The following is a 23,899-nucleotide window of genomic DNA, read 5'->3' on the forward strand; positions in this document are numbered from 1 at the left end:
CGCACAGTATCCGCCATGCCATTCTTCTAGCATGGCGGAGGCCGTGCGCACCCAGCTGCGCAGGCCTCCGTGTCGAGGTCCCTGTTGAAACTGGAGAACAATCCGATGGCCGACGAGCCGCCCGCGCGTCCTGGCCCGGATCAGGACGATGACGCCCCCTTGCGGGCCGCCCCCCTGAGCGCGGCCCAGCTGGCCGTGCACGGGCGCCAGCTCGCCGCGCGCCACCAGACGGCTGGCACCGCACCTGCCGCCGACCTGCCAGTCCTCCTGTCACAGAATGCGGACGCCATCGCGCGCGCCTGCGACACGCTCGACCGCGCGGCGCGCGCCGGCATCGAGATCCCGGCCGCGGGCGCGCGCCTGCTCGACCAGTACCACCTGGTGGATGCCCAGGTGCGGCTGGCGCGCGGCCAGCTGCTGCAGGGCGTGCGCCCGCTGCCGCACCTTGGCGCCGGCGGCAAGGTGGAAGGCGAGCCGCGCGCCTGGCGCCTGGTGCTGGAAGCCGTCGCCCATGGCGACGGCCGGGTCGAGCCGGACCAGCTGGCACGCTTCCTGGCCGCCTACCAGGAAGGCGCGCCGCTGGCGCTGGCCGAACTGGACGCGCTGCCCTGCCTGCTGCGCCTGGCCCTGATCGACAACCTGCGCCGTCTTGCCGCGCGCGCCGCGCGCGCCTGCCTCGAACGCGACAAGGCCGCCGGCTGGGCCGTGCGCATGGTCGACACCAGCGAACAGCGTCCCGGCGACCTGATCCTGCTGGTGGCGGACATGGCGCGCGAGGTCCAGCCGCTGGGCAGCAGCTTCGTGGCGGAACTAGCGCGCCGCCTGCAAGGGCAGGGCGGGGTGCTGGCGCAGGCGCTGGACTGGATCGACACGCGCCTGGCCGACGAGGGCTCCGGCATCGCCCAGCAGCTGCAGCTGGAGCGCAGCGAGCAGGCCGACGACGCGGTGTCCGCCGCCAACAGCCTGGCCAGCCTGCGCCTGGCGGGTGGCGTCGACTGGCGCGCCTTTGCCGAACAGATCGGCGCCGTCGAACAGGTATTGCGCGCCGATCCGGACGGCAGCTACGCCCGCATGGACGGCGCCACCCGCGACCAGTACCGGCAAGCCGTCGAACGACTGGCCCGGGCCACGGGCCATGGCGAGACCGAAGTGGCGCAGGAGGCGCTGGCCCTGTCCGGCATCCACCTGGCGCCGGGCGAGGGGGGACTGGACCGGCGCACCCGCCACGTCGGCTATTACCTGGCCGGGCCGGGACGCGAGCAGCTGGAAGAGCGCCTGCGCGCCGATGCGGGACCGGCCCGCCGGCTGCGCCGCCTGGCCCAGCGCCGCCCCCTGGCCGCCCGCATCGGCGCGCTTGTCCTCCTGGCCCTGCTGTTCACCGCCACCCTCGTGTCCCATGCGCGCCAGGACGGCGTCGGCGCCGGCCTGCTGGCGGTAATCGGGCTTCTGGCCCTGGCCGGCGCGAGCGAGCTGGCGCGCGCCATGGTGCGCATGATGGCGGGCTGGATCGCGCCGCCGCCGCCAACGCCGCGCATGGACTTCGGCGCCGGCATCCCGCACGGCGCCCAGGCCCTGGTCGCCGTGTCGGCCTCGCTGGGTGACGAAGGCCAGGTAGCCGCCCTGTGCCGCGACCTGGAGGTGCGCTACCTCGGCAACCGCGACCCGCGCCTGCGTTTCTGCCTGCTGGCCGACTTGCCCGACGCCGGCAGCGCGCAGATGCCGGGCGACCAGGCGCTGCTAGAGCGCGCGCGCGCCGCCATCGACGCGCTGAACGCCAGGTACGGCCACGAGCAGGTGGTCGAGACCTACGACGAACAGGGCGAGCCGGATGCGGCGACCGCCAGGATCGAACCCTTCCTGCTGCTGGTGCGCACCCGCACCTGGAGCCCGAGCGAGCATGCCTGGATCGGACGCGAGCGGCGCCGCGGCCAGCTGGCCGACCTGAACGACTACCTGTGCGGCGCCAAAGGAAATGCAAGCGAGCAGTTCGTGCTGGCCGCCGGCGCGCTCCAGGCGCTGGCCGAGCTGCGCTATGTCATCGCCATCGATTCCGCCACCAGCCTGCCGATCGACGCCGCGCGCCGCCTGGTGGCGGCCATGGCGCATCCGCTCAACCAGCCGGTGCTGGGCAAGGACGGCCGCGTGCTGGAAGGCCATGGCCTGCTGCGCCCTGCTGTGCGCGCGGCGCTGCCGGAGCAGGGCGCGACCCGCTACGAGCGGCTATGGGCGGATGGCGCGGGCACCTGGGCCGGGCCGGGCGCAGGCTGCGGCGCGAGCACCGATCCCGGCCTGGGCTGGGCGGCCATCTACGACATCGATGCCTGGCAACGCGCCTGCGGCGGCGAAGGGCGCGGCGAGGGACGCCCCGCACCGGGCTTGCCGGAAGAAGACCGCCTGCGCTGCGGCGCCGTGCACGACCTGCGCCTCGACGCCCTGCATCCCGCCACCTATGGCGAGCATGCGCTGCGCCGCCACCGCGCGGCGCGCGCCCACTGGCAGATCGCGGGCAGCCTGGGAAGCAGGAAGGACCCCGCGCCGCTGGTGCAGCCGCATGCGCGCTGGCGCCTGTTCGACCGCCTGCGCGAAAGCCTGGCCGCGCCCGCGCTGCTGGTGCTGCTGGTCCTGTGCTGGTCCCTGCTGGCCGCGCCCGTGTTCTGGAGCATGGCCGTGCTGTCCGTGTACTTTTTGCCGGCCCTGTTCGGCAGCCTGGTGGCGCTGGCCGACCGGCCGCACGACGCGCCCTGGCGCCAGCACCTGGACGGCTGGGCGCGCGGAGCCCGGGTGCCGCTGGTGCGCGCCGCGCTGTCGGCCGCCTTCCTGCCGCATGCCGCCTTTTGCCAGTTCGATGCCGCGCTCAAGGGACTATGGCGGCGCAACGTCTCGCGCCGCCGCCTGCTGGAGTCGCGCCCGGCCTTCCTGGCGCGCCCCGGCGCCGCCATCGACAGCAACTGGCGCAGCATGTGGTTCGCCCCCGCGCTGGCGGTCGGTGTCGCCGTGCTGCTGACCTTCGTCAATCCTTATGCCCTGTTCTCGGCCGCGCCCCTGCTGCTGGTGTGGTTCCTGTCGCCGACCCTGGCCTGGTGGATCAGCCAGCCGGCGCGCTCGCGCACGCCGCGCCTGGCCGCGGCCGAAAACGCCTTCCTGCGCGCGCTGGCGCGGCGCAACTGGAGCTTCTTCGAAGACCATCCGGGCGCCAAGCGGCTGGCGCCGGAAGCGGTGCTCGAGCATCCGCAGCCGGCGGTCGACGCGCGCGTCTCGCCGGCGGGCATGGGCCTGTCGCTGCTGGCCGGGCTGGCGGCCCACGATTTCGGCTTCCTGCCGGCCAGCGCGCTCCTGGACCGCACCCAGGCGATCCTGGCTTCGATGGAGCTGCTGGAAAGCTGGCGCGGACACGTCTTCGAGTGGTACGACGGCGCCACCCTGGCGCCGGTCGAGCCGGCCTTCGTGTCCACCGCCGCCAGCGGCAGCCTGCTGCTGTCCCTGCGCACCCTGGCCGCCGGCCTGGACGAGCTGCCGGAACGCCTGGTACTGGAGCCGGCGCTGCTGGACGGCATCCGTGCGGCGCTGCGCGTGGTGGAGGATTGCGCGGCCGATGCGCCGCCCGCGCTGCGGGGCGCCGTGGCCGCCGTCGCGCGCACCCTCGAGCCGGACCGCTGCCGCGCCATCGATACCTTGCCGGGCCTCACCGATTGCCTGCGCGCGGTGGCCACCGAAGCGCTGCATCTCAGCCAGTCGCTGCCCGAGGACGCGCCCGCCGCGCTGCGGTCCTGGACCACGCGCCTGGCGAAGCAGTGCGACGCCCAGGTGGAGGAGCTGTTCGCCCTGGCGCCCTGGATGCGCACGGCCCAGGAATATGTGATCGGCGCCGACCTGACCCGCATTCCCACCCTGCGCGAACTGGCCGCCTTCGAGCCGCCTTCGTCGAACGCGGCGCTGGCGCGCCACGTGGCCCAGGGGCGCGACGCTGCACGGCGCCGGCTGGCGCGCATCGACGAGCTGGCGCAGCAGGCGCGCGAGCTGGCGAAAATGGACTTCCGCGCGCTCTACGACGCCGCCGCCGGCCTGCTGGCGGCGGGGTGGCACGTGCGCGACGAACGCCTCGACGGCGACAGCTGTGACCTGCTGGCATCGGAGGCGCGCATGGCCAGCTACGCGGCCGTGGCCCAGGGACAGCTTGGGCAGGAGCACTGGCAGTCGCTGGGCCGGCCCGTGCGCATCGAAGAAGCCGGGCCGCTGCTGCTGTCGCGCTGCGGCGCGCTGTCGGACTACCTGGCGCCCCAGCTCCTGATGCCGTCCTGGCGCGACACCCTGCTCGACAGCGCGGGGCGCGCCCTGGTGCGCGCCCAGGCCGCACACGCGCGCCGTCACGACCTGCCCTGGGGCTTCTCGGAATCCGGCTGCAACGCGGTCGACGGCGCCGCGCGCTACCGTTTCAGCCGCTTCGGCATCCCGGCCGCCTCCCTGCAGCGGCGCGCGCCGGACGAGCTGGTGGCCGCTCCCTACGCCACCCTGCTGGCGCTGCCCGTGGCGCCGGCGCTGGCGCTGGCCAACCTCGAGCGCCTGGGCGCGGCGGGGCTGCTGGGCGAGCATGGCTACTACGAAGCGGTCGACTACGCGCCTTCGCGCCTGCCGCAGGGCGAGCGCCAGGTGGTGGTGCGTGCCTGGGTGGCGCGCCACCAGGCAATGGGTTTGCTGGGACTGGCGCAAGCCCTGCTGGACGCGCCGATGCAGCGCCGCTTCATGGCCGACCCCGAGCTGCGCGCCGCCAGCGTCCTGCTGCAGGAAGCCTTGCCCGCTTCCGGCGCGGCGACGCCGGTACGCTATGGCCCCGGCGCGCTCCAGGACGATCTGCCGGCGGCGCGCGCCTATGCCCGCGTGATCGCCCAGGGCGCCAGCGCGCTGCCCGAGGTCCAGCTGCTGTCGAACGGCACCCTGCACGCCGTGGTCGGCAGCGATGGCGCCGGCCCCACCCGCTGGGAAGGCAGCCTGCTCACGCGTTCCGGCATGGCCTGCTACGTGCGCGACGCCGGCAGCGGCCAGCTATGGTCCAACACCCCGCAGCCGGCCCTGGTCCAGCCGGAGCGCAGCGAGACCGTCTTCGCCGAAGGACGCGCCAGCTTCCGCCGCCACGACCACGGCATCGACATGGTGACCGACGTGGTGGTGGCGCCGGACGAGGACGTCGAGCTGCGCCGCGTCCGCATCGCCAACCGCGGCGCGGCGCCGCGCACGCTGGAGCTGACCAGCTGCGTGGAACTGGTGGCGCCGCCGGTGGAGGCAGGCAGGAAAAGCAGCGTGTCCGCCTGGCTGGACGAGCAGGCCGGCGCCCTGATGTGCGTGACGGAGCAGGACGCGCCGGTGGTGCTGCACCTGATGGTGCTGCGCGGCGAGGCCGGCGAGCTTGATGACTCCAGCTGCGAGACCAGCCGCGCGCGCTTTATCCGGCGCGGCCACGACCGCCGCGCGCCGCAGGCGGTGCTGCGCGGCGGCGCGCTGCCGGGCGTGGATCCGGAGCCAAGCCGGCCGCTGCTGGCGATGCGCCGCATCCTGCACCTGGCGCCCGGCCAGGAAGCGGTCGTCGACCTGGTGCTGGGCGCCACTGGCGGACTGGCCTCCGCGCGCGAACTTGCGCAGCGCTTCCAGTCGGGCCATGCGGTCGACCATGCGGTCGAGGCGGCCTGGACCCACGGCCAGGCTTTCCTGCGCCGCGTGGACGTGAGCGAGGCCGACGCCCAGCTCTACACCCGCCTGGCCGGCTGCCTGCTGCATCCGGTGCCGGCCCTGCGCATCGACGCCGCCGTCATCGCCCGCAACGTGCGCGGGCGCGAGGACCTGGCGCCCTACGGGATCGACGGGACCCTGCCGGTGGTGCTGCTGCAGGTCGGCCAGGGCCCGGAGTCCGACCTGGTGCGCCAGACCCTGCAAGCCCACGCCTACTGGCGCAGCCGCGGCCTGGCGATCGACCTGCTGGTGCTGTGCGACAGCGCCGCCGCGCGCGAGCAAGTGATGCACCTGGCCGCGCCGGTGCTCGATCCCTCCACCTTCGAGCAGCCGGGCGGCGTGCACGTGCACCTGCTGCCCGAGGTGGCGCAGGAAGACCGCATCCTGCTGCGTTCGATCGCCAGCGCCGTGCTGTCGGACCAGCGCGGCGGCCTGCACGACCAGCTGCGCCGGGCGGCGCGTCCACGCGGTCCGGCGCAACCCGGCTTCGAACCGCTGTCCGAGCTGCCGGCGTGGACGGTGGACGCGCCGCCGCTGCAGGCGCCGCAGCTCGTCGACGACAACGGCATCGGCGGCTTCACCCCGGATGGGCGCGAATACGTGGTGAGGATCGGCCCCGGCGTGCCTGTTCCGCCAGCGCCCTGGGTCAACCTGCTGGCCAATCCCGACTTTGGCAGCGTGGTGTCGGAACGCGGCCATGCCGCGAGCTGGAGCGGCCACCACGACGCGCGCGTGACCGCGGGCGACAGCGCGGATCTGGCGCCGCAGGCGGGCGAAGCCTTCTACCTGCGCGACGAGGACAGCGGCGCATTCTGGTCGCCCACGCCCTGGCCGGCGCCGTCCGGCGAGCCCTACCTGGCCCGCCATGGCTTTGGCTACAGCGTGTTCGAGCACCGGGCGCAGGGCATCCGTTCCGAGCTGCGCTGCTTCGTGGCGCCGGATGCGCCGCTCAAATATGCCGTGCTGCGCCTGCGTAACGACAGCAGTGCGCCGCGCCGCCTCTCCGCCACCGCCTATGTGGAGTGGACCCTGGACGCCCAGGGCGCCGCGCCCGGCCTGCAGGTCGTCACCGGCGCCGACCTGGCCAGCGGCGCGCTGTTCGCGCGCAATGCCTTCGGCGAAGGCTTCCGCGACAAGGTCGCTTTTCTTCACGCGGACGCCGAGCAGGTGGCGTCCACGGCCGACCGGCTGGAATTCCTCGGCCCCGCCGGGAACATGGCGCAGCCGGCGGCGATGGCGCGCGCCGGCCTGTCCGGCACTAGCGGCGCGGGACACGACCCTTGCGGCGCGCTGCAAGTCGCAATCAGCCTGCAGCCGGGCGAGGAGGCCGAGCTGGTGTTCGTGCTCGGCGTGGCCGGTCCGGGCAGCCTGGACGCCAGCCGCGTGGTGCAGCGCCACGGGGGCGCGCAGGCGGCCGCCGCGGCCTGGGAGCAGATCCGGCGCTGGTGGGAAGACACGCTCGGCGTCGTCGAGCTGCATTCGTCCGACCCTTCGTTCGACCGTTTGGCGAACGGCTGGCTGCTCTACCAGGCGATCGCCGGCGCCATGGGTGCGCGCTCCTTCGCCCTGCGTTTGCAGTCGGCGCTGGCGGCGTTGCACGCGCGTCCGGAACTGCTGCGCGAACAGCTGCTGCGCGCGGCGCGCGACAGCGCCGGCGGGCCGCCCCCGCCCGTCGAGGACTTCCTGTGGCTGCCTTTTGCCGTGGCGCGCTACGCCGCCGTGACGGGCGACCACGCGGTGCTGGGCGAGCATCCCGTCGACCAGGGGGACGACCTGTACCAGCATTGCGTGCACGGGCTGCGCGGCTGCCTGCAGTTCGGCGCGCGCGGCCTGCCGCTGGCCGCGGCCCGCCTGCACCACGAAGCGCAGGGGCCGGGCAGCCGCACCGAGAGCGTGCAGCTGTCCTTCTTCATGAACCTGGTCCTGCTGCGCTTCGCCGAAGTGGCCGACCGCCGCGGCGACTTCGGCTTCGCCACCACCTGCCGCGGCGCCGCGCTGGCGCTGGCGGCGCAGACCGAGGAACACGGCTGGGACGGCGCCTGGTACCGCTGGGCCTTCCTCGGCGACGGCACGGCGCTCGGCTCCGGCGCGAATGCGCTCTGCCGTATCGACCTGGCGACCCAGGCCTGGGCCCTGCTGGCCGGCGCGCCGCGTGCGCCGCAAGCCATGGACGCGGTGCGCGGCCTGGCCGAGCGTTCCGACCCGCCGTTCGACCGCCACTGGGCCGACGGGCTGGATGCCTGGCCCGGCCAGGACCACCGCGCCGCCGCCTGGGCCGGGATCGGCTTCGCCCGGCTGGGGGACGCGCGCCAAGCCTGGGAGCTGGCGCGCCTGCTCGACCCGGCGCGGCGCACGGTCACTGAGGAGGACTGCGAACGCTACGCGGGGCCGCCGTATTTCCTGACCGACGGCGTGCGCACGATTGAACCCCATGCGGGCCACGCCATCGGCGGCTGCTACACTGGCGCGGCTGCGTGGACCTGGCTGCTGGTCGCCGAGTCGCTGCTGGGTCTTGAACGCAGCGGACAGCGCCTGCTGCTGGCCCCGCGCCTGCCTCCGGACTGGCCCGCATTCAGGCTGCGCTACCGCTACCGCAGGACGATCTACGAGATCGCGGTGCAGCGCGGCGGCGGAGCGCAAGGCATGACGCTCGACGGCGAGCCGGTGCCGGAAGACGGCATCGCCCTGGTGGACGACGCGCGCCTGCACCGCATCGAACTGCGGCTGGCGGGCGACAACGACGACAAAAGGACAAACACATGACCAAGACCATCCGCTGCGCCGCGTTGCTGCTGGCCGCCGGCGCGACTGCAAGTACGGCCCAGGCGCTCGACTGGACCGACAACGCCATCAGCTGGCGCTACGGCACCCGTTTCGCCGAGCCCTTCAACCCGGAGCACATCAACAAGCACGTGATCGCGCTGACCCACGCCAGCGGCTACAAGTACGGCAGCAACTACTTCAACCTGGACCTGCTCAAGTCCGACAGCAAGGATCCCAGGTCGCTGACCGACAGCTCGGGCGCCGAAGAAGCCTACCTGCTGTACCGCCACACGCTCGACATCGGTGCGCTGAGTGGGCGTGAGCTGCGTTTCGGCAAGGTCAAGGGGCTGGGCCTGACGGCCGGCTTCGACCTGAACACCAAGGGCGACGTCGGCTACAACTCGCGCAAGCGCATGCTCGTGCTGGGCCCGACCCTGATGTGGGACGTGCCGGGCTTCCTCAACACCAGCCTGCTGCTGCTCCACGAAAGCAATGCGCCGAGCGGCGCCTTCCCGCCCATCTCCGGCGTGGCGGGGCGGCGCTACACCTTCGACAACCACCCGATGCTGAGCGCCAGCTGGGGCATTCCGGTAGCCGAGGGCTGGTCCTTCGAAGGCTACGCCAACTTCATCTCCTCCAAGGGACTGGACGAAGTGGGCAACCCGACCAGCGCCGAGACCAACATCGACATGCAGCTGATGTTCGACATCGGGGCACGCTACGGCCAGAAGAAGAACCGCTTCCGCATCGGCGTCGAGTACCAGTTCTGGAACAACAAATTCGGAAATTCGCGGGTCACCACGGGCGGGCGCGGGCAGCGGGCCAGTACGCCGATGGTGCGGGCGGAGTATCACTTCTGACGCTGGCTTCGGCCTGCTGCCCCGGCACGTCGTAGCTGTCAGTGGCAGCTACGACGGTTTTTCGGCTAAGGTTTCAATTCGCGCGACAGAGAGTACGGCGCGTCCTGCTCGCGGGTCCCCCGCTTCATGTTCGGCTTGGCCGACATGCTGAAGTCCAGCTTGACCCCTTTCATCAGCTCCTCGTGGCCCAGCCAGGTGCGCTCGACCGCGCGGCCGTTGACGCGCAGCGCGTCGACGTAGCGTCCGTCGCCCTGTGCGTTCACGGTGAAGCTGCGCCCGTTCTCGAGCCTGACGGTGGCTTTCTTGAACAGCGGCGTCCCGACCACGTACTGGTTCACACCCGGCGTGACCGGATAAAAGCCGAGCGCCGAGAACACGTACCAGGCCGAGGTCTGGCCATTGTCCTCGTCGCCGCAATAGCCGTCCGGCGTGGGCGCGTACATGCGGTCCATGGTTTCGCGGATCCAGTGCTGGGCTTTCCATGGGGCGCCGGCATAGTTGTACAGGTAGGTCATGTGCTGAATCGGCTGGTTGCCGTGGGCGTACTGGCCCATGTTCGCGATCTGCATCTCGCGGATCTCGTGGATCACCGAGCCGTAGTAGCTCTCGTCGTAGACCGGCGGCAGCGAGAACACCATGTCGAGCTTGTCGACGAAGGCCTTGCGCCCGCCCATCAGGTCCGCCAGCCCGGCCACGTCGTGGAACACCGACCACGAATAGTGCCAGCTGTTCCCCTCGGTGAAGGCGTCGCCCCACTTGAAAGGATTGAAGGGCGTCTGGAAGCTGCCGTCGCGCTTGCGGCCGCGCATCAGGCCCGTCTCGGGATCGAACAGCTTGCGGTAGTTCAGGCTGCGCTGGGCGTAGATGTCGATCTCGGACTTCGGTTTGCCCAGCGCCTTGCCGAGCTGGTAGATGGTGAAGTCGTCGTAGGCGTATTCCAGGGTGCGGGCGGCGTTCTCGTTGATGCCGACGTCGTAGGGCACGTAACCGAGCTCGTTGTAGTACTTCACACCGGCGCGGCCCACGGCCGTCATCGGGCCTTCGTTGTTGGCGCCTTTCTTGAGGGCCTGCCACAGGGTCTCGATGTCCTGGCCGCGCACGCCCTTGATCCAGGCGTCCGCCACCACCGAGGCCGAGTTGTTGCCGACCATGATGTCGGCATAGCCGGGGCTGGACCATTCCGGCAGCCAGCCGCCTTCCTTGAAGGCGTTGGCCAGGCCTTCCTGCATCTCGCTGTTGATCGAGGGGTAGACCAGGTTCAGGAAGGGGTAGAGGGCGCGGAAGGTGTCCCAGAAGCCGGTGCCGGCGAACAGGCGGCCAGGCAGGACCTGGCCGTTGTAGGGGCTCCAGTGCACCGGCTTGCCGGCGGCATCGAGCTCGTACATCTTGTTCGGGAACAGCACGGTGCGGTACAGGCTGGAATAGAAGGTGCGGGTCTGGTCGACCGAGCCGCCTTCGACCTGCAGCCTGCCGAGCACCCCGTTCCATGCGGCCTTGCCCTTGGCGCGGGTGGCCTCGAAGTCGTCCCGGCCCAGTTCGCGCTTCAGGTTCAGTTCCGCCTGCTCGAAGCTGATGAAGGAGGAAGCGACCCGCATGTGCACCTTCTGGCCCTTGGCGGTCTTGAAGCCGATCAGGGCTCCGCTATGCTCGCCCTGCGTCTCCAGCCTGCCTTCTTCCAGCTTGTCGCCCTGCCAGGTATCGGTGGAGGCGAAAGCCTGGTCGAATTCGATGACGAAGTAGTTGCGAAAGTTCTTCGGCAGCGGGCCGCGTGCGTAGCGGGTGCTGTAGCCGATCACCCTGCGCTGGTCAGGCAGGATCTTGACATAGGAGCCCTTGTCGAAGGCGTCGACCACGACGTAGCTGGCGTCCGACTTCGGGAAAGTGAAGCGGAACTGGGCGGCGCGCTCGGTCGGCGCGATCTCGGTGGTGACGTCGGCGTCGGCCAGGTAGACGCTGTAATAGTATGGCTTGGCGGTCTCCGACTTGTGCGAGAACCAGCTGGCGCGCGCGTCCTGGTTGAAGCGCTTGGCGCCGGTCACCGGCATGACGGCGAACTGGCCGTAGTCGTTCATCCAGGGCGAAGGCTGGTGGGTCTGCTTGAAGCCGCGGATCTTGTCGGCGTCGTAGGTGTAGGCCCAGCCGTTGCCCATCTTGCCGGTCTGCGGGGTCCAGAAGTTCATGCCCCAGGGGACGGCGATGGCCGGATAGGTGTTGCCGTTCGAGAGCTCGGGCTTGCTGGCCGTGCCCATCAGGGGATTGACCCATTCCACCGGGTCGGCCAGCTTGCCGACGACCTGGGCGGAGGCGCTGAATGCGCAGGTGGCCAGCAGGGTGGCGGCGCAGCGGATGATCGTGTTCGTCTTCATGAGTCGTCTCAGTAGCGGGTCTGGGTGTAGGGACGGGCGCTGTGGTCCTTGCCCCAGTCCTTGTTCGGCGTGGCCTGCATGGTGAACACCAGTTCGCCGCCGGCGACGATGTCTTCGTGGCGCAGGAAGGTCCGGGCCAGCGGCTTGCCGTTCAGGGTCACGCGGCCGACGTACACGTTGGCTGCCGACAGCTCCTCGGCGCGCACCGTGAAGCGCTTCCCGTTCGGCAGGTTCAGGGTCGCCCTGTCGAGGAAAGGGCGGCCGATCACGTATTCGTTCGAGGCCGGGGCCACCGGATAGAAGCCGAGCGCGGTGAAGGCGAACCAGGCCGACATCTGGCCCAGGTCGTCGTTGCCGGACAGGCCATCCGGGCGGTTGGCGTACTGGGTCGCCATGATGTGGGTCAGGCGCTCCTGGGTGCGCCAGGGCGCGCCGGCGAAGTTGTACAGGTAGGCCACGTGGTGCGAAGGCTCGTTGCCGTGGGCGTAGTGGCCGATCAGGCCCGAGATGTCTTCCATGTGGGCGTAGACATTGTCCTCGACCTTGGCGTCGAACACCTGGTCCAGCTTCGACACCAGGGCCGCGTCGCCGCCCAGCATGGCGATCAGGCCGGCATTATCGTGCGGCATATACCAGGAATACTGCCAGGCGCTGCCTTCCGTGTAGTCGCTGCCGAAGTTCGACTGCACCGGGTTGAAGGGCGTGCGGAACTCGCCGGTGGACTTGCGGGCGCGGATGAAGCCCGTCTCCTTGTCGAACACGTTGCGGTAGTTCTGGGCGCGTCCGTAGTAGCGGGCGGCCACATCCTTCCTGCCCATCTTCTCGGCCATGCGCGCGATGGTCCAGTCGTCGAACGCGTATTCCACGGTCTTCGACGCCGCTTCCGGCTCGCGGTCGATCGGCACGTAGCCCAGCTTCATGTAGTGTTCCAGCCCGCCGTAGGGGCCGTATTCGGCGCTGGCCGTCATCGCCGTCAAAGCCTGGTTGGCGTCGAAGCCGCGGATGCCCTTCATGTAGGCGTCCGCGATCACCGGCACCGCGTGGTAGCCGATCATGCACCAGGTCTCCAGGCCGTGGAAGGACCAGACCGGCAGGATGCCGTAGGGGCTGTGCTGCTGCGCGGCGATCAGCGAGTTCACGAAGTCGGCGTTGCGCTTTTCCGGCGCCAGCAGGGTGAGCAGCGGGTGCAGGGCGCGGTAGGTGTCCCACAGCGAGAAGGTCGAATGGAAGCGGAAGTCCTTCGCCTGGTGCACCTGATTGTCCGGCCCGCGGTAGCGGCCGTCGCGGTCCATGAACAGCGAGGGTGCCAGCATGCTGTGGTACAGGCTCGTGTAGAACATGGTGCGCATCGGTTCCGGGGCGTCGGCCTTCACCGCCGACAGCGCCTCGTTCCAGGCCGCGCCGGCGCGGGCGCGCTCGGCGTCGAAGTCCCAGCCCGGCATCTCGTCGAGGTTGGCCAGCGCATTGTCTTCGCTCACCGGCGAGACCGCGACCTTCACTTGCAGCGTCGCGTCGCTGGGCACGCCGAATTCGAGCGCCGCGACCAGGGCCTTGCCCTCGACCAGGACCTTGTCCGCAGGGGTCTTGCCGGGCGCCGCGAAGCCGCGGTATTCGACCGCTTCCTCGCGGTTGTGCAACTGGTGCGCGCTCATCGGGCGCGAGAACCTCACCGCGAAGTAGAGCTGGCGGCCCGGCGCCCAGCCGCGCGTCTCGCGCATGCCGGTGAGGGTGCTGGCGTCGCGCACGCGCAGGCGCGACCACAGGTTCTTGCTGCCGTAGTCGTAGATGCTCGAGCGCAGGTCGAGGATCACCTTGGCCGGCGCATCCTTGTGGAATCGGTAGCGGTGCAGGCCCACGCGTTCGCTGGCGGTGAGCTCGACGTCGACTTCGTTGTCCTGCAGGCGCACCGCGTAGTAGCCCGGCTCGGCCTTTTCCTGCGCATGCGAGAAGCGCGAGCGGTAGCCGGAGAAAGGGCGCTCCGGGTAGCCCGGCTCCAGCTTGGTCTCGCCGCTGTAGGGCATCAGGAGCACGTCGCCCAGGTCGGAGTGGCCGCTGCCCGAGAAGTGGGTGTGCGAGAAGCCGAGGATGGAATTGTCGTCATGGCGGTAGCCCGAAGCCCAGGGATAGCTCTGGCGGAAGTGGCGTACCTGGGTGTCCGGGCTGAGCTGCACCATGCCGAAGGGGCGGCTGGCGCCGGGGAAGGTATGGCCGTCGCCGCCGGTGCCGATGAAGACGTTGACGGCCGCCGCGGGGCTGCCAGGCGCCGCGGCCTGCGCCGGCGGAGCGCTCGCGGCCAGCGCCGCCAGCATGCTCAGGAAGAAAGGACCGCAGTGGATTCGGGTGCTCATCGTGTCTCCATAACCGGTAATGCCGACCTGAAACTTATATGCCGAGTTTGCTCGACCGGCAAGACATGCGTGGGAAAACGTCCGATCTTTAGGCCCGTTTACTAAACACGGCACGAAGCGGCAACCTCGGACATGCATGGCGGGTTTCTTCTAAAAAACGGAAGCAACTCATCGTCTTTCTCACCTTTTCTGGATCTCGCCGGTCGCTACAATCGTCGATCATGTTCTTTTAATAAAGTGTGGAGACGATGAACGAATTCCTTGGAGCGGCGATGTCCTCGCTGGCGCAACTCTTCGGCGGCAGCATGGGCTGGGCCATCCTGGCGCTGGCCCTGGTGGTGCGCCTCGCCTTGTTGCCCCTGACCCTGCGCCTGGCGCGCAGGATGCTGGCGAACCAGCAAAAGATGAAGGAACTGCAGCCGCAAGTCGACGCCATCAAGCAGCGCCTGGCGGCCGATCCGAAAGCCATGTTCGCCGCCATCTCGGCCCTGTACCGGGAACACGGCGTTTCGCTGTTCGATCGTTCCGCCCTGGTGGGCGCGCTGGTGCAGTGGCCGGTGTTCGCCCTGGTGCTCAAGGCGGTCGGCAATGCCGGCACCGGCGCCTTCCTGTGGATCAGGAACCTGGCGACGCCCGACACCGCACTGACGATGCTGGTGCTGCTGCTCACGGCTGTCGCGGCCTGGGCCATGCCTTCCGCCTCCGGCACGCCGATCCTGATGCTGGTGGTGCAGGTCGTGGCGATGGCGCTGGTGATCTGGAAGCTGGGCGCGGGGATGGGGCTGTACTGGGCGGCGTCAGCCTTCGTCAACCTGGTGCAGGGCGGCGTGCTGCGGATCGAACAGCGCCGCAGGCGAATGCCTGCCAAGGCATGAGCCATCCCTGCATATTATCGAAATTGCAATTTAAACCGCCTCAAGTGGCGTAGATAAAAATGCAATAGCGTAGGGCAGGCAGGACAAGGCGGATTTTGGTGCAGTTGCAAAAATTGCATCATGAGAACCTCACTCCTGCCCCCGCTCCTTTCCATCCTGCTGGCCTGCGGCCCGGCATGCGCCGCCCCCGCCGAGCACAGGGAACTTGAAGCCACCCTGTACGCGCCTTTCCAGGCCACGGCGGCCCAGCGCACCTTCACCTTGAGCTTCGACTATCCGGGCATCGAGCGCGCCGGGATCGTCCGATGGCGCGTCGAACTGGTCCGCCCCAATGGCCGCGTCGCACTGCGCTGGCGCGGCCAGACCAGGCTGGCCGGCTCGACCGTCAGCGTGGCGCTGCCGTGGTCGGGGCGGATCGGGCGCGCGCCTGCGCCGCCGGGCATCTACCAGGTGCGCATGCATGCCGCGCTGCGCGGCGAGGAACAAGAGGCGGTCACGCAGGGCTGGGAGATCGCGGTCGGCGTCCCGCCCGCGCCACGCATGCCACGCTTCGACGCCTTGCCCAGCGCCTTGACGACACCGAGTGCCGCCCCGGCGCCTGGCGCGCTGCCCTACACCGTCTACCTGGGCAACCTGCACAGCCAGACCAACCACAGCGACGGCGGCGCCGAGGTCTCGGACTGCAAGGGCGCGCAGTCGCCGCTGAGCGCTCCCCACGGGCCGGATGCGGCCTATGCATTCGCCCGCAAGCAGGGGCTCGACATCCTGGTCGCCTCGGAGCACAACCACATGTACGACGGTTTCGAAGGCAGCGCAGCGGATGCCGACCCGGCCAAGGCCAAGGCCTTGTACCAGGCCGGCCTGGCCAGCGCGGACGGCTTTTCGCGGGCGCACCCCGGCTTCCTGGCGCTGTACGGCATGGAGTGGGGCGTCATCAACAAGGGCGGCCACCTGAACATCTTCAACAGCCGCGAGCTGCTGGGCTGGGAGACGAACGCCAGGGGCGAACTGCTGGCCGATACGCGCACGCCCCGCGGCGACTATGCCGCGCTCTACACCCTGATGCGCGAGCGCGGCTGGGTGGGGCAGTTCAACCACCCGGCCCAGACGGGCCAGTTCGTCGTGAACGGCGTCCCGCTGGCCTACACCCCCGACGGCGACGAGGTCATGGCCTTGTGCGAGGTGGTGAACAGCACCGCCTTCTCGACCAGCCTGACCGAGACGGAAACCCGGCGCAGCCACTTCGAGGCGGCCTGCAACCGCCTGCTGGAAGCGGGCTACCACCTGGCCTTCAGCACCAACCAGGACAACCACTGCGCCAACTGGGGCGCGTCCTACACCAACCGCACCGGCGTGCTGATCCCGGCCGGAACAAAGCTGTCGCAGGACAGTTTCGTGGAAGCGCTCAGGGCGCGGCGCGTGTTCGCGACCATGGACAAGGGCTCGCTGCTGGTGTTGACGGCGAACGGGCGCATGATGGGCGAGCGCTTCCGCAACCAGGGACCCTTGACCCTGGTGGCGAACTTCGCCGGCAGCGCCGGCAAGGCGGTGGCGGCGGTGGCGATCATGGAAGGCGTCCCGGGGCGCAATGGGCAGGTGAGCCAGCTTTCGGATAGCGCGACGACCAGCTTCACGCCGGCGCCGGGCGAGCATTTCTATTACGCGCGCATCACCCAGGACGACGGCAACGTGCTGTGGTCGGCCCCGGTGTGGGTAACCCAGGAATGATCAGAAACCCAATCCTTCGCCCGCGCCCAGCAGGGTCGCGATGCCGAGCACCGCGAAGATCACGGCCGCGATGCCGTGCACCAGCTTGACCGGCACCCGGTTGGCGATGCGCTCGCCGAAGTACACGGCGGGCACGTTTGCCAGCATCATGCCCAGGGTGGTTCCGGCGACCACCGCGGCCATCGATTCGTAGCGCGCGGCCAGGGCGACGGTGGCCACCTGGGTCTTGTCGCCCATCTCGGCGATGAAGAAGGCGATCAGGGTGGTGAGGAAGACGCCATGGCGCGCCAGGCGCGCTTCTTCCTCGTCGATCTCGTCCGGCACCATGATCCAGGCTGCCATGCCCAGGAAGGACAGGCCCAGCACCCAGCGCATCACGTTCGGCCCGAGCAGCTCGCTCACCAGGGCGCCCACCGCCGCGGCGAAGGCGTGGTTGGCGATGGTGGCGGCGAAGATGCCGAACACGATCGGCAGCGGACGGCGGAAGCGGGCGGCGAGAAGGAAGGCAAGCAGCTGGGTCTTGTCGCCGATCTCGGCGAGCGCCACGATGCCGGTCGAAACGAGGAAGGCGTCCATGAAGCGGAGGAAGTGAAGCGGAAAGCGCGGTGAGGCGAAAGGCGCGATCATAGCAGAGTCGGGGCGCCGCGCCGCGTACATACGGCGAGTTTGCCACGGGGCTTGCCATGCTTTCACTGGCGGAGGGCGCATGCTATTCTGCTCGCGCCCGCAGCCCTACCGGGGCTGCCATCCCTGCGAGAGACCATGAAGACACGCTTCCTGCCGCGCGCCGCCGCCGCCCTGATCCTGGGCGCCTGGACCGCCAGCGCATTCGCGCTCGACCCCCTGAGCTACGCCAAATACGACCAGGTCAAGACCAGTGCCCTGCACATGGACCTGAAGGCCGATTTCAACCGCAAGACCCTGGCCGGCCACGCCGAGCTGACCCTCGACTGGCTGGACAAGTCCGCCGCTACCCTCGACCTGGACACGCGCGAGCTGGCGATCTCGAAGATCGAGGCCCAGGACGCCGCCGGCGCCTGGCGCCCGGCGCGCTACACGCTCGACAAGATGGACAAGGAGAAGGGCCAGGCCCTGCACATCGCCCTGCCGGGGCAGCCGAAGAAGGTGCGGATCTTCTACCGCACCGCACCGACCGCCACCGCCCTGCAGTGGCTGACGCCGGCCCAGACCATGTCGGGCAAGCGTCCCTTCATGTTCAGCCAGTCGCAGTCGATCAACGCGCGTTCGTGGGTGCCGATCCAGGATACGCCGGCGGTGCGCTTCACCTATACCGCCCGCATCCAGGCGCCGGGAGGCCTGCGCGTGGTCATGAGTGCGGACAATGACGCCAAGGCGACGGGCAAGGGCGGCTGGACCTTCACCATGCCGCAGCCGATCCCGTCCTACCTGCTGGCGATCGGCATCGGCGAACTGGACGTGCGCAGCCTGGGCCCGCGCACCGGCGTGTACGCCGAGCCGAAGCGCATCCAGGCCGCCGAGTACGAGCTGGCCGACACCGAGAAGATGGTGGCCGCCGCCGAATCGCTCTACGGTCCCTATCGCTGGGGGCGCTACGACATGCTGGTTCTGCCGCCGTCCTTCCCGATCGGCGGCATGGAGAACCCGCGCCTGACTTTCCTGACCCCGACCATGATCGCGGGCGACCGCAGCCTGGTCGACCTGATCGCCCACGAGCTGGCGCACAGCTGGTCGGGCAACCTGGTGACCAACGCCTCGTGGAAGCACTGGTGGCTCAACGAAGGCTTCACCACCTATGTCACCACCCGCATCCTGGAAAAGATCTACGGCGAGGACGTGGCCACCATGAACCTGCAGCTGGAGCAGGAGGAGGCCCTCGAGCACATCAAGACCCTGCCGCCGGCCAAGCAGGCCCTGGTGACGCGCGATCCGGACACCTCGTCCGAGCACTACACCGACGAGGAGCTGGCCTACCCGAAAGGCGCCTGGTTCCTGCGGACTCTCGAGCAGCGCGCCGGCCGCGCCGCCTTCGATCCCTTCCTGCGCGGCTGGTTCGACCAGCACGCCTTCCAGAGCGTGACCACCGACCAGTTCGTGGCCTACCTGCGCGCCAACCTGCTGGCCAAGCACCCGCAAGTCATGAGCGACGCCGAGCTGGACGAGTGGCTGTACGGCCCGGGCATCCCGGCCAGCGCCCAGCGCGCCGTCTCCAGCCGCCTGGCGAAGCTGAACGCCACCACCGAGGCCTGGATCAAGGGCGAGCTCAAGACCGCCCAGCTGGACACGAAGAACTGGAACGCCAGCGAGTGGATGAAGTTCTTGAACGACATCGACAACAAGGCCAATGCCAAACAGCTGGAGGAACTCGACAAGGCCTTCGGCCTGGCCAGCACTGGCAACAACGAAGTCGCCTTCCGCTTCTACCGCGCCGCCGTGCACGCGGGTTATCGCGGCATCCGTCCGAACCTGGAAGCCTTCCTGATGAGCGTGGGCCGCCAGAAGTTCGTGGTGCCGCTGTACGGCGCGCTGCGCGCGAAAAGCGAGGACCGCGTCTGGGCCGAGCGAGTCTACAAGGCCGCGCGCGAGCGTTACCATCCGGAGACGCAGTCCAGCGTCGACAAGCAGATGAATAAAAAATAAGAGGATGACGACAGTGCAAGCAATGAACCGACTCGCGGCCGCGATCCTGATCGCGTTTTCCAGCACCAGCGCCGTGCTCGCGCAGGCGCCCGCAGCCGCCATCCAGGCGCCAGCCTTCAATCTCGAAGCCGACGTCAAGCGCGTCATGAAGGAATTCGACGTGCCCGGCATCGCCATCGCCGTCGTCAAGGACGGCAAGGTGCTGGCGGCGCAAGGCTTCGGCGTGCGCAAGCTGGGCGACCCGACGCCGGTGGACGGCAAGACCCTGTTCGAGATCGCCTCGAATTCCAAGGCCTTCACGGCCGCCGGCCTGGCGATGCTGGTCGACCAGGGCAAGCTGTCCTGGGACGATCCCGTCATCAAGCACCTGCCGGACTTCCGCATGTACGACCCTTACGTGACGGCCGAGATGACGGTGCGCGACCTGCTGACCCACCGCAGCGGCCTGGGGCTGGGCGCGGGCGACCTGATGTGGTGGCCAACCACCACCTTCAGCACCGACGAGATCATCCACAACCTCCGCTACATCAAGCCGGCGACCAGCTTCCGCAACAGCTACGCCTACGACAACCTGCTGTACATCGTGGCCGGCAAGATCATCGCCATGAAGTCCGGGAAGCCCTGGGGCGAGACCATGCGCGAGTGGATCCTCACGCCGGTCGGCATGAACACGACCACCACCAGCCTGGAAGAGCACGCGAACAACGGCAACGTGTCCGCCCCGCACAGCAAGATCAACGGCAAGGCCGCCGTGGTCAAGCCGATGCCGGTGGCGAACGCGATCGGCGCGGTCGGCATCAACACCAATGCCGAGGACATCGCGCGCTGGATGAACGTGCTGCTGGACGAAGGCCGGGTAGGCAAGGATGCAAGCGGCAAGGAAGTGCGCCTGTGGTCCGAGAAGCAGGCGCGCGAGATGTGGACGGCGCAGACCCCGATGAAGATCGGCCAGCCGCGTCCTCCGCTGGCGGCCACCAAGCCGAATTTCTTCGCCTACGGCCTGGGCTTCCAGCTGCGCGACTACCAGGGCAAGCTGGTGGCCATGCACGGCGGCGCGCTGCAGGGCTTCTATTCGCGCGTGCTGCTGGTGCCGGAAGCGAAGCTGGGCATCGCGATCTTCACCAACGCCGAGAGCGGCCCCTCGCTCAACGCGCTGCAGTACCGCCTGATGGACCAGTACCTGGGCGTGGCGCCCACCGACTGGATCGGCCGCATCGCCGACGTCGACAAGGAGATGCACGCCAAGGAGCTGGAGCGCGTGAAGAAGGAATCGGCGACCCGCGCGGCGCACAGCAAGCCCTCGCTGCCCCTGGCCGCCTACGAAGGCCAGTACCAGGATGCCTGGTACGGCGTCGCGACCATCAGGAAGGTGGACAAGAAACAGGTGATGAGCTTCTCGCGCACGCCGGACCTGACGGGCGAACTGGAGCACTTCCAGCACGACACCTTCATCGTGCGCTGGAAGGAACGCAACTTCAACGCCGACGCCTACGTGACCTTCTCGCTCGACCACGACGGCAGCATCGAGCGCATGCGCATGAAGCCGATTTCTACCGAGACGGATTTCAGCTATGACTTCCAGGACTTGCTGTTTACGCCGGTGAAGGAAGAGAAGAAGGAGAAGTAAACGGCAAGCGCGGCTACTTTCCCCCGGCTTGTCGTTAGCGTATGAACGTCATTCCGGCGAAGGCGCCAGTGGCGCGTGCGACGGGCGTACGCTAATTGAACGGTATCACGGTCACCACTAAGCGCCTTTGCGCGAAGGAGTATCGATGAGCACTTTCTGGCAAGCCCGGCGCACCTGGCTGCGCAGCGCCGCAGGCCTGGCCCTGGGCGGAACGGCCGCCGGCGCCTCCGCCGTCGACGAGCTGTGGCCGCCAGGGAAAGAATGGGACAGGCTGGCCGCCAGCTACGACGTGGCTCCGGGGTTCGCGAACCTGGAAAACGGCTACTACGGCATCATGGCCAGGCCGGTGGCCGAAGACTTCAAACGCAACATCGATGTCCTCAACCGGCACAACTCTTATTTCCTGCGCCGCGAGTTCGACCGCGAAGGCGTCGAGGCAATCCGAACCACGCTGGCGGTCTACGCCGGCGCCGCGACCGGCGAGATCGCGCTCACCCGCGGCGCCACCGAGTCGCTCCAGCTCCTGATCGCGAACTACCGCCTGCTGAAGGAGGGCGATACCCTCATGGTGGGTAATCTCGACTACGACGCGATGATCGACGCCATGCAGGACAAGGCGCGCCGCCACGGCTGCGCCCTCGTCAAGGTCGAGCTGCCCGAGCCAACGACCCGGCAGAGCGTGATCGACGCCTACGACAGGGCGCTGCGCGCCAATCCGCGCACCCGCCTGCTGTTGCTCACCCACGTCAGCCACCGCACGGGGCTGGTGCTGCCGGTCGAGGAACTCGTTCGCCTCGCCAAGGCGCGCAGTGTCGACGTCATCCTCGACGCTGCCCATTCCTGGGGCCAGCTGGACTACCGGATTCCCGCCCTGGGCGCGGACTTCGTCGGCGCCAACCTGCACAAGTGGATCGGCGCGCCGCTGGGGCTGGGCTTTCTCTACATCCGCGCCGGCCGCCTGCAGGACATCGCCGTCGAACGGGGCAACAGCCTGTTCCCGGACACCGACATCCGCGCGCGGGCGCACACGGGCACGACCAATGCCGCCGCCGTGATGACGATTCCGTCCGCACTGACATTCCACGCCAGGATTCCGCTGGCCGAACGCAGCGCGTACCTGCGCGGCCTGCGCGACCACTGGGTGCGCCAGGTGCTGGATTTACCCCAGGTCGAGGTGTTGACGCCGGAGGAAGCGGGGATGGCCGGCGCCATCACCTCCTTCCGCTTGAAGGGGCGCACCAGCTTCGAAGCCAACGCGGCGCTGGCGCGCACCCTGGCGGACGACTACCGCATCTTCACCGTGGCCCGCAGCGGCGCGGCGGGCGGCGGGTGTATCCGCGTCACTCCATCCTGGTATACCCGCAAGCCCGAGCTGGACCGGCTGGCGCAGGCGATCCGGGCGCTGGCCGCCAGGACCTGAAGGCTTGACTACTTGCCGTTCCAGACCTTCAGCATGTCGTCCGAGCCTTGCGCACGGATGCCGTTGTCGGTCAGGATCGCCTCGGTGGTGTCCAGGATCGCCTTGCGCGGCAGGACGATGGTCTCGCCGTAGCGCTGGGCGAAGCGCAGCACGATCTGCTCGTCCTTCAGGTCGCGCAGCAGGGCCACCAGGTGGCCCAGGCTGCGCACCGGCTTGCCGTTGACCGACTCCACCACCGAACCGAAGCGGTTGGAATACCCGCTCACCAGCTTGTGCGGGAAGAAGGGCCCGCTGATCACCACCAGTTCCTCGTGCTCGGCATCGGGCGAATCGCCGCGGCGCGTGACCAGCGGGCTGGCGTTGAAGGCATAGCCGTGCATCGCGCCGGCGTTGGTGCCGATGAAGCTCAGGAACTCGGCGCTGGCGCGGGTGAACACCATCGGACCATAGATGAAGTAGGGCGGGTAGCCGCCGTTCAGGTCCGGGATCAGTAGCGGGCGCGGGCCGGTGGCCGGCACCTCGACCTTCATGCTCTTGCCGTTGCGGACGATGGTCATCGGCACCTTGCCGTTCTTCGCCACCTGCTGGATGCGGTACTGGAAGCGCACGCGCAGGTTGGAGCCCAGCTTCACCATGGCCTGGTTGTCGACCGGGTGCTCGCCGATGTGGGTGATCACGTCCCACTCCTTCAATGGCCAGGACGCGTCCGTACGGTAGGGCCGGTGCACCACCGCGCCCTCGACCGACTTGTCGAGCTTGAGGAACTGGCGCAGGGCCGGGTTTTCCAGGGTCTGGATGCTGTCGTGCAGCAGCGGCTTGCCGTCGTAGTGGCCGTCCTGCACGTCGCGCAGGAACAGCTCGATCTCCTCGTTCGGGATCACGTAGCCGATGTTCTGGGCCCCGGCCGCCATCGAGAAGGCCAGGCCGATCATCTTATCGCCCGCGATCACCGGGCCACCGCTGTTGCCCGGGTTGATCGGCGCGTCGATCTGGATGCGCAGGCCCGAGCTGAACGAAGTGTAGGGCACGAACTCCACGCGCGAGACGATGCCCTTGGTGGTCGACAGCGAATTGCCGCCCACCGGATAGCCATAGGCAAACACCTGCTCGCGCACGTCCGGCAGCACCGCGGCGCGGCTCACCGGCGGGCGCTTGTCGAAGAAGCTGGCGTCTTCCAGCTCCAGCACCGCGAGGTCGAGGCCGCGCGCGATCGCGATCACCTTGGCCGACACCTTGTCGCCCGACTGCGAAGCCTGCACTTCCACCTGGCTGGCGTAGTTCACCACATGGGCGTTGGTCAGGATGCGCTTGCCCTCGATGATCACGCCCGAGCCGGTGATGTCGTTCGGCGAGGACTTGGTCCAGGGCTTGTAGGGATCGGGGCGGCGCACGGTCGAGAAGATCTTGACCACCGAGGCCTCGATCGCCGGCAGCGCGGGCGCGGCGGTCTGGGTCGTGGCGGCGGGCGGCACGGGCGTGGTCTGCGGGGTGCTGTCCTGGGCGTGGGCCAGGCTCGATGCGGCAAGCGCCAGGGCGGCAAGGCGGTAGATTTTCATGAATTCCTTCGGTTGC

11 protein-coding genes are annotated in these 23,899 nt (G+C 69.2%); 7 read left to right on the forward strand and 4 right to left on the reverse strand.

The features are described from left to right. Positions 1–69: 69 nt before the first annotated feature. Together KBW98_RS01660 and KBW98_RS01665 are read left to right on the forward strand one after the other, a co-directional pair. Positions 70–8,484, forward strand: coding sequence for a GH36-type glycosyl hydrolase domain-containing protein (locus tag KBW98_RS01660; RefSeq protein ID WP_373888885.1), 8,415 nt, complete (start codon positions 70–72; stop codon positions 8,482–8,484). After that, positions 8,481–9,344: an outer envelope protein gene (locus tag KBW98_RS01665; protein ID WP_211518347.1), complete on the forward strand. Its 864-nt coding sequence runs from the start codon at positions 8,481–8,483 to the stop codon at positions 9,342–9,344. Before KBW98_RS01660 ends, KBW98_RS01665 begins: the two co-directional genes overlap by 4 nt. 65 nt (positions 9,345–9,409) lie before the next feature. On the opposite strand, the gene KBW98_RS01670 is transcribed toward KBW98_RS01665, so the two are convergent. Together KBW98_RS01670 and KBW98_RS01675 are read right to left on the reverse strand one after the other, a co-directional pair. Beyond that, positions 9,410–11,710 (reverse strand): GH92 family glycosyl hydrolase, encoded by a 2,301-nt coding sequence (locus KBW98_RS01670; protein WP_211518348.1) that lies wholly within the window; start codon positions 11,708–11,710, stop codon positions 9,410–9,412. A gap of 8 nt (positions 11,711–11,718) precedes the next feature. Next, positions 11,719–14,058, reverse strand: a complete 2,340-nt coding sequence (locus KBW98_RS01675) for a GH92 family glycosyl hydrolase (protein WP_211518349.1) — start codon at positions 14,056–14,058, stop codon at positions 11,719–11,721. 248 nt (positions 14,059–14,306) lie between these two features. Between KBW98_RS01675 and yidC the strand changes: the two genes are divergently transcribed. Further along, positions 14,307–14,933, forward strand: coding sequence for a membrane protein insertase YidC (gene yidC / locus KBW98_RS01680; protein WP_211518350.1), 627 nt, complete (start codon positions 14,307–14,309; stop codon positions 14,931–14,933). A gap of 120 nt (positions 14,934–15,053) precedes the next feature. After that, positions 15,054–16,661: a CehA/McbA family metallohydrolase gene (locus KBW98_RS01685; protein WP_211518351.1), complete on the forward strand. Its 1,608-nt coding sequence runs from the start codon at positions 15,054–15,056 to the stop codon at positions 16,659–16,661. Here KBW98_RS01685 and KBW98_RS01690 read toward each other — a convergent pair whose 3' ends face one another. Further along, on the reverse strand, positions 16,662–17,237 hold the full coding sequence (locus KBW98_RS01690; RefSeq protein ID WP_211518416.1) for a TMEM165/GDT1 family protein: 576 nt from the start codon (positions 17,235–17,237) through the stop codon (positions 16,662–16,664). It abuts the gene before it with no gap. A gap of 186 nt (positions 17,238–17,423) precedes the next feature. Between KBW98_RS01690 and KBW98_RS01695 the strand changes: the two genes are divergently transcribed. From KBW98_RS01695 to KBW98_RS01705, 3 genes are all read left to right on the forward strand, one after another. Further along, positions 17,424–19,280: a M1 family metallopeptidase gene (locus KBW98_RS01695; protein ID WP_211518352.1), complete on the forward strand. Its 1,857-nt coding sequence runs from the start codon at positions 17,424–17,426 to the stop codon at positions 19,278–19,280. 22 nt (positions 19,281–19,302) lie between these two features. Continuing rightward, entirely contained in the window at positions 19,303–20,907 is a 1,605-nt protein-coding gene (locus tag KBW98_RS01700; RefSeq protein ID WP_211518353.1) for a serine hydrolase, read from the forward strand. Positions 20,908–21,052: 145 nt separating this feature from the next. Further along, positions 21,053–22,327, forward strand: a complete 1,275-nt coding sequence (locus KBW98_RS01705) for an aminotransferase class V-fold PLP-dependent enzyme (RefSeq protein ID WP_211518354.1) — start codon at positions 21,053–21,055, stop codon at positions 22,325–22,327. 8 nt (positions 22,328–22,335) lie between these two features. On the opposite strand, the gene KBW98_RS01710 is transcribed toward KBW98_RS01705, so the two are convergent. After that, positions 22,336–23,883: a S1C family serine protease gene (locus KBW98_RS01710; RefSeq protein WP_211518355.1), complete on the reverse strand. Its 1,548-nt coding sequence runs from the start codon at positions 23,881–23,883 to the stop codon at positions 22,336–22,338. Positions 23,884–23,899: the final 16 nt, after the last annotated feature.

Source organism: Massilia sp. ST3, assembly GCF_018119405.1.
Taxonomy (GTDB): domain Bacteria; phylum Pseudomonadota; class Gammaproteobacteria; order Burkholderiales; family Burkholderiaceae_D; genus Telluria.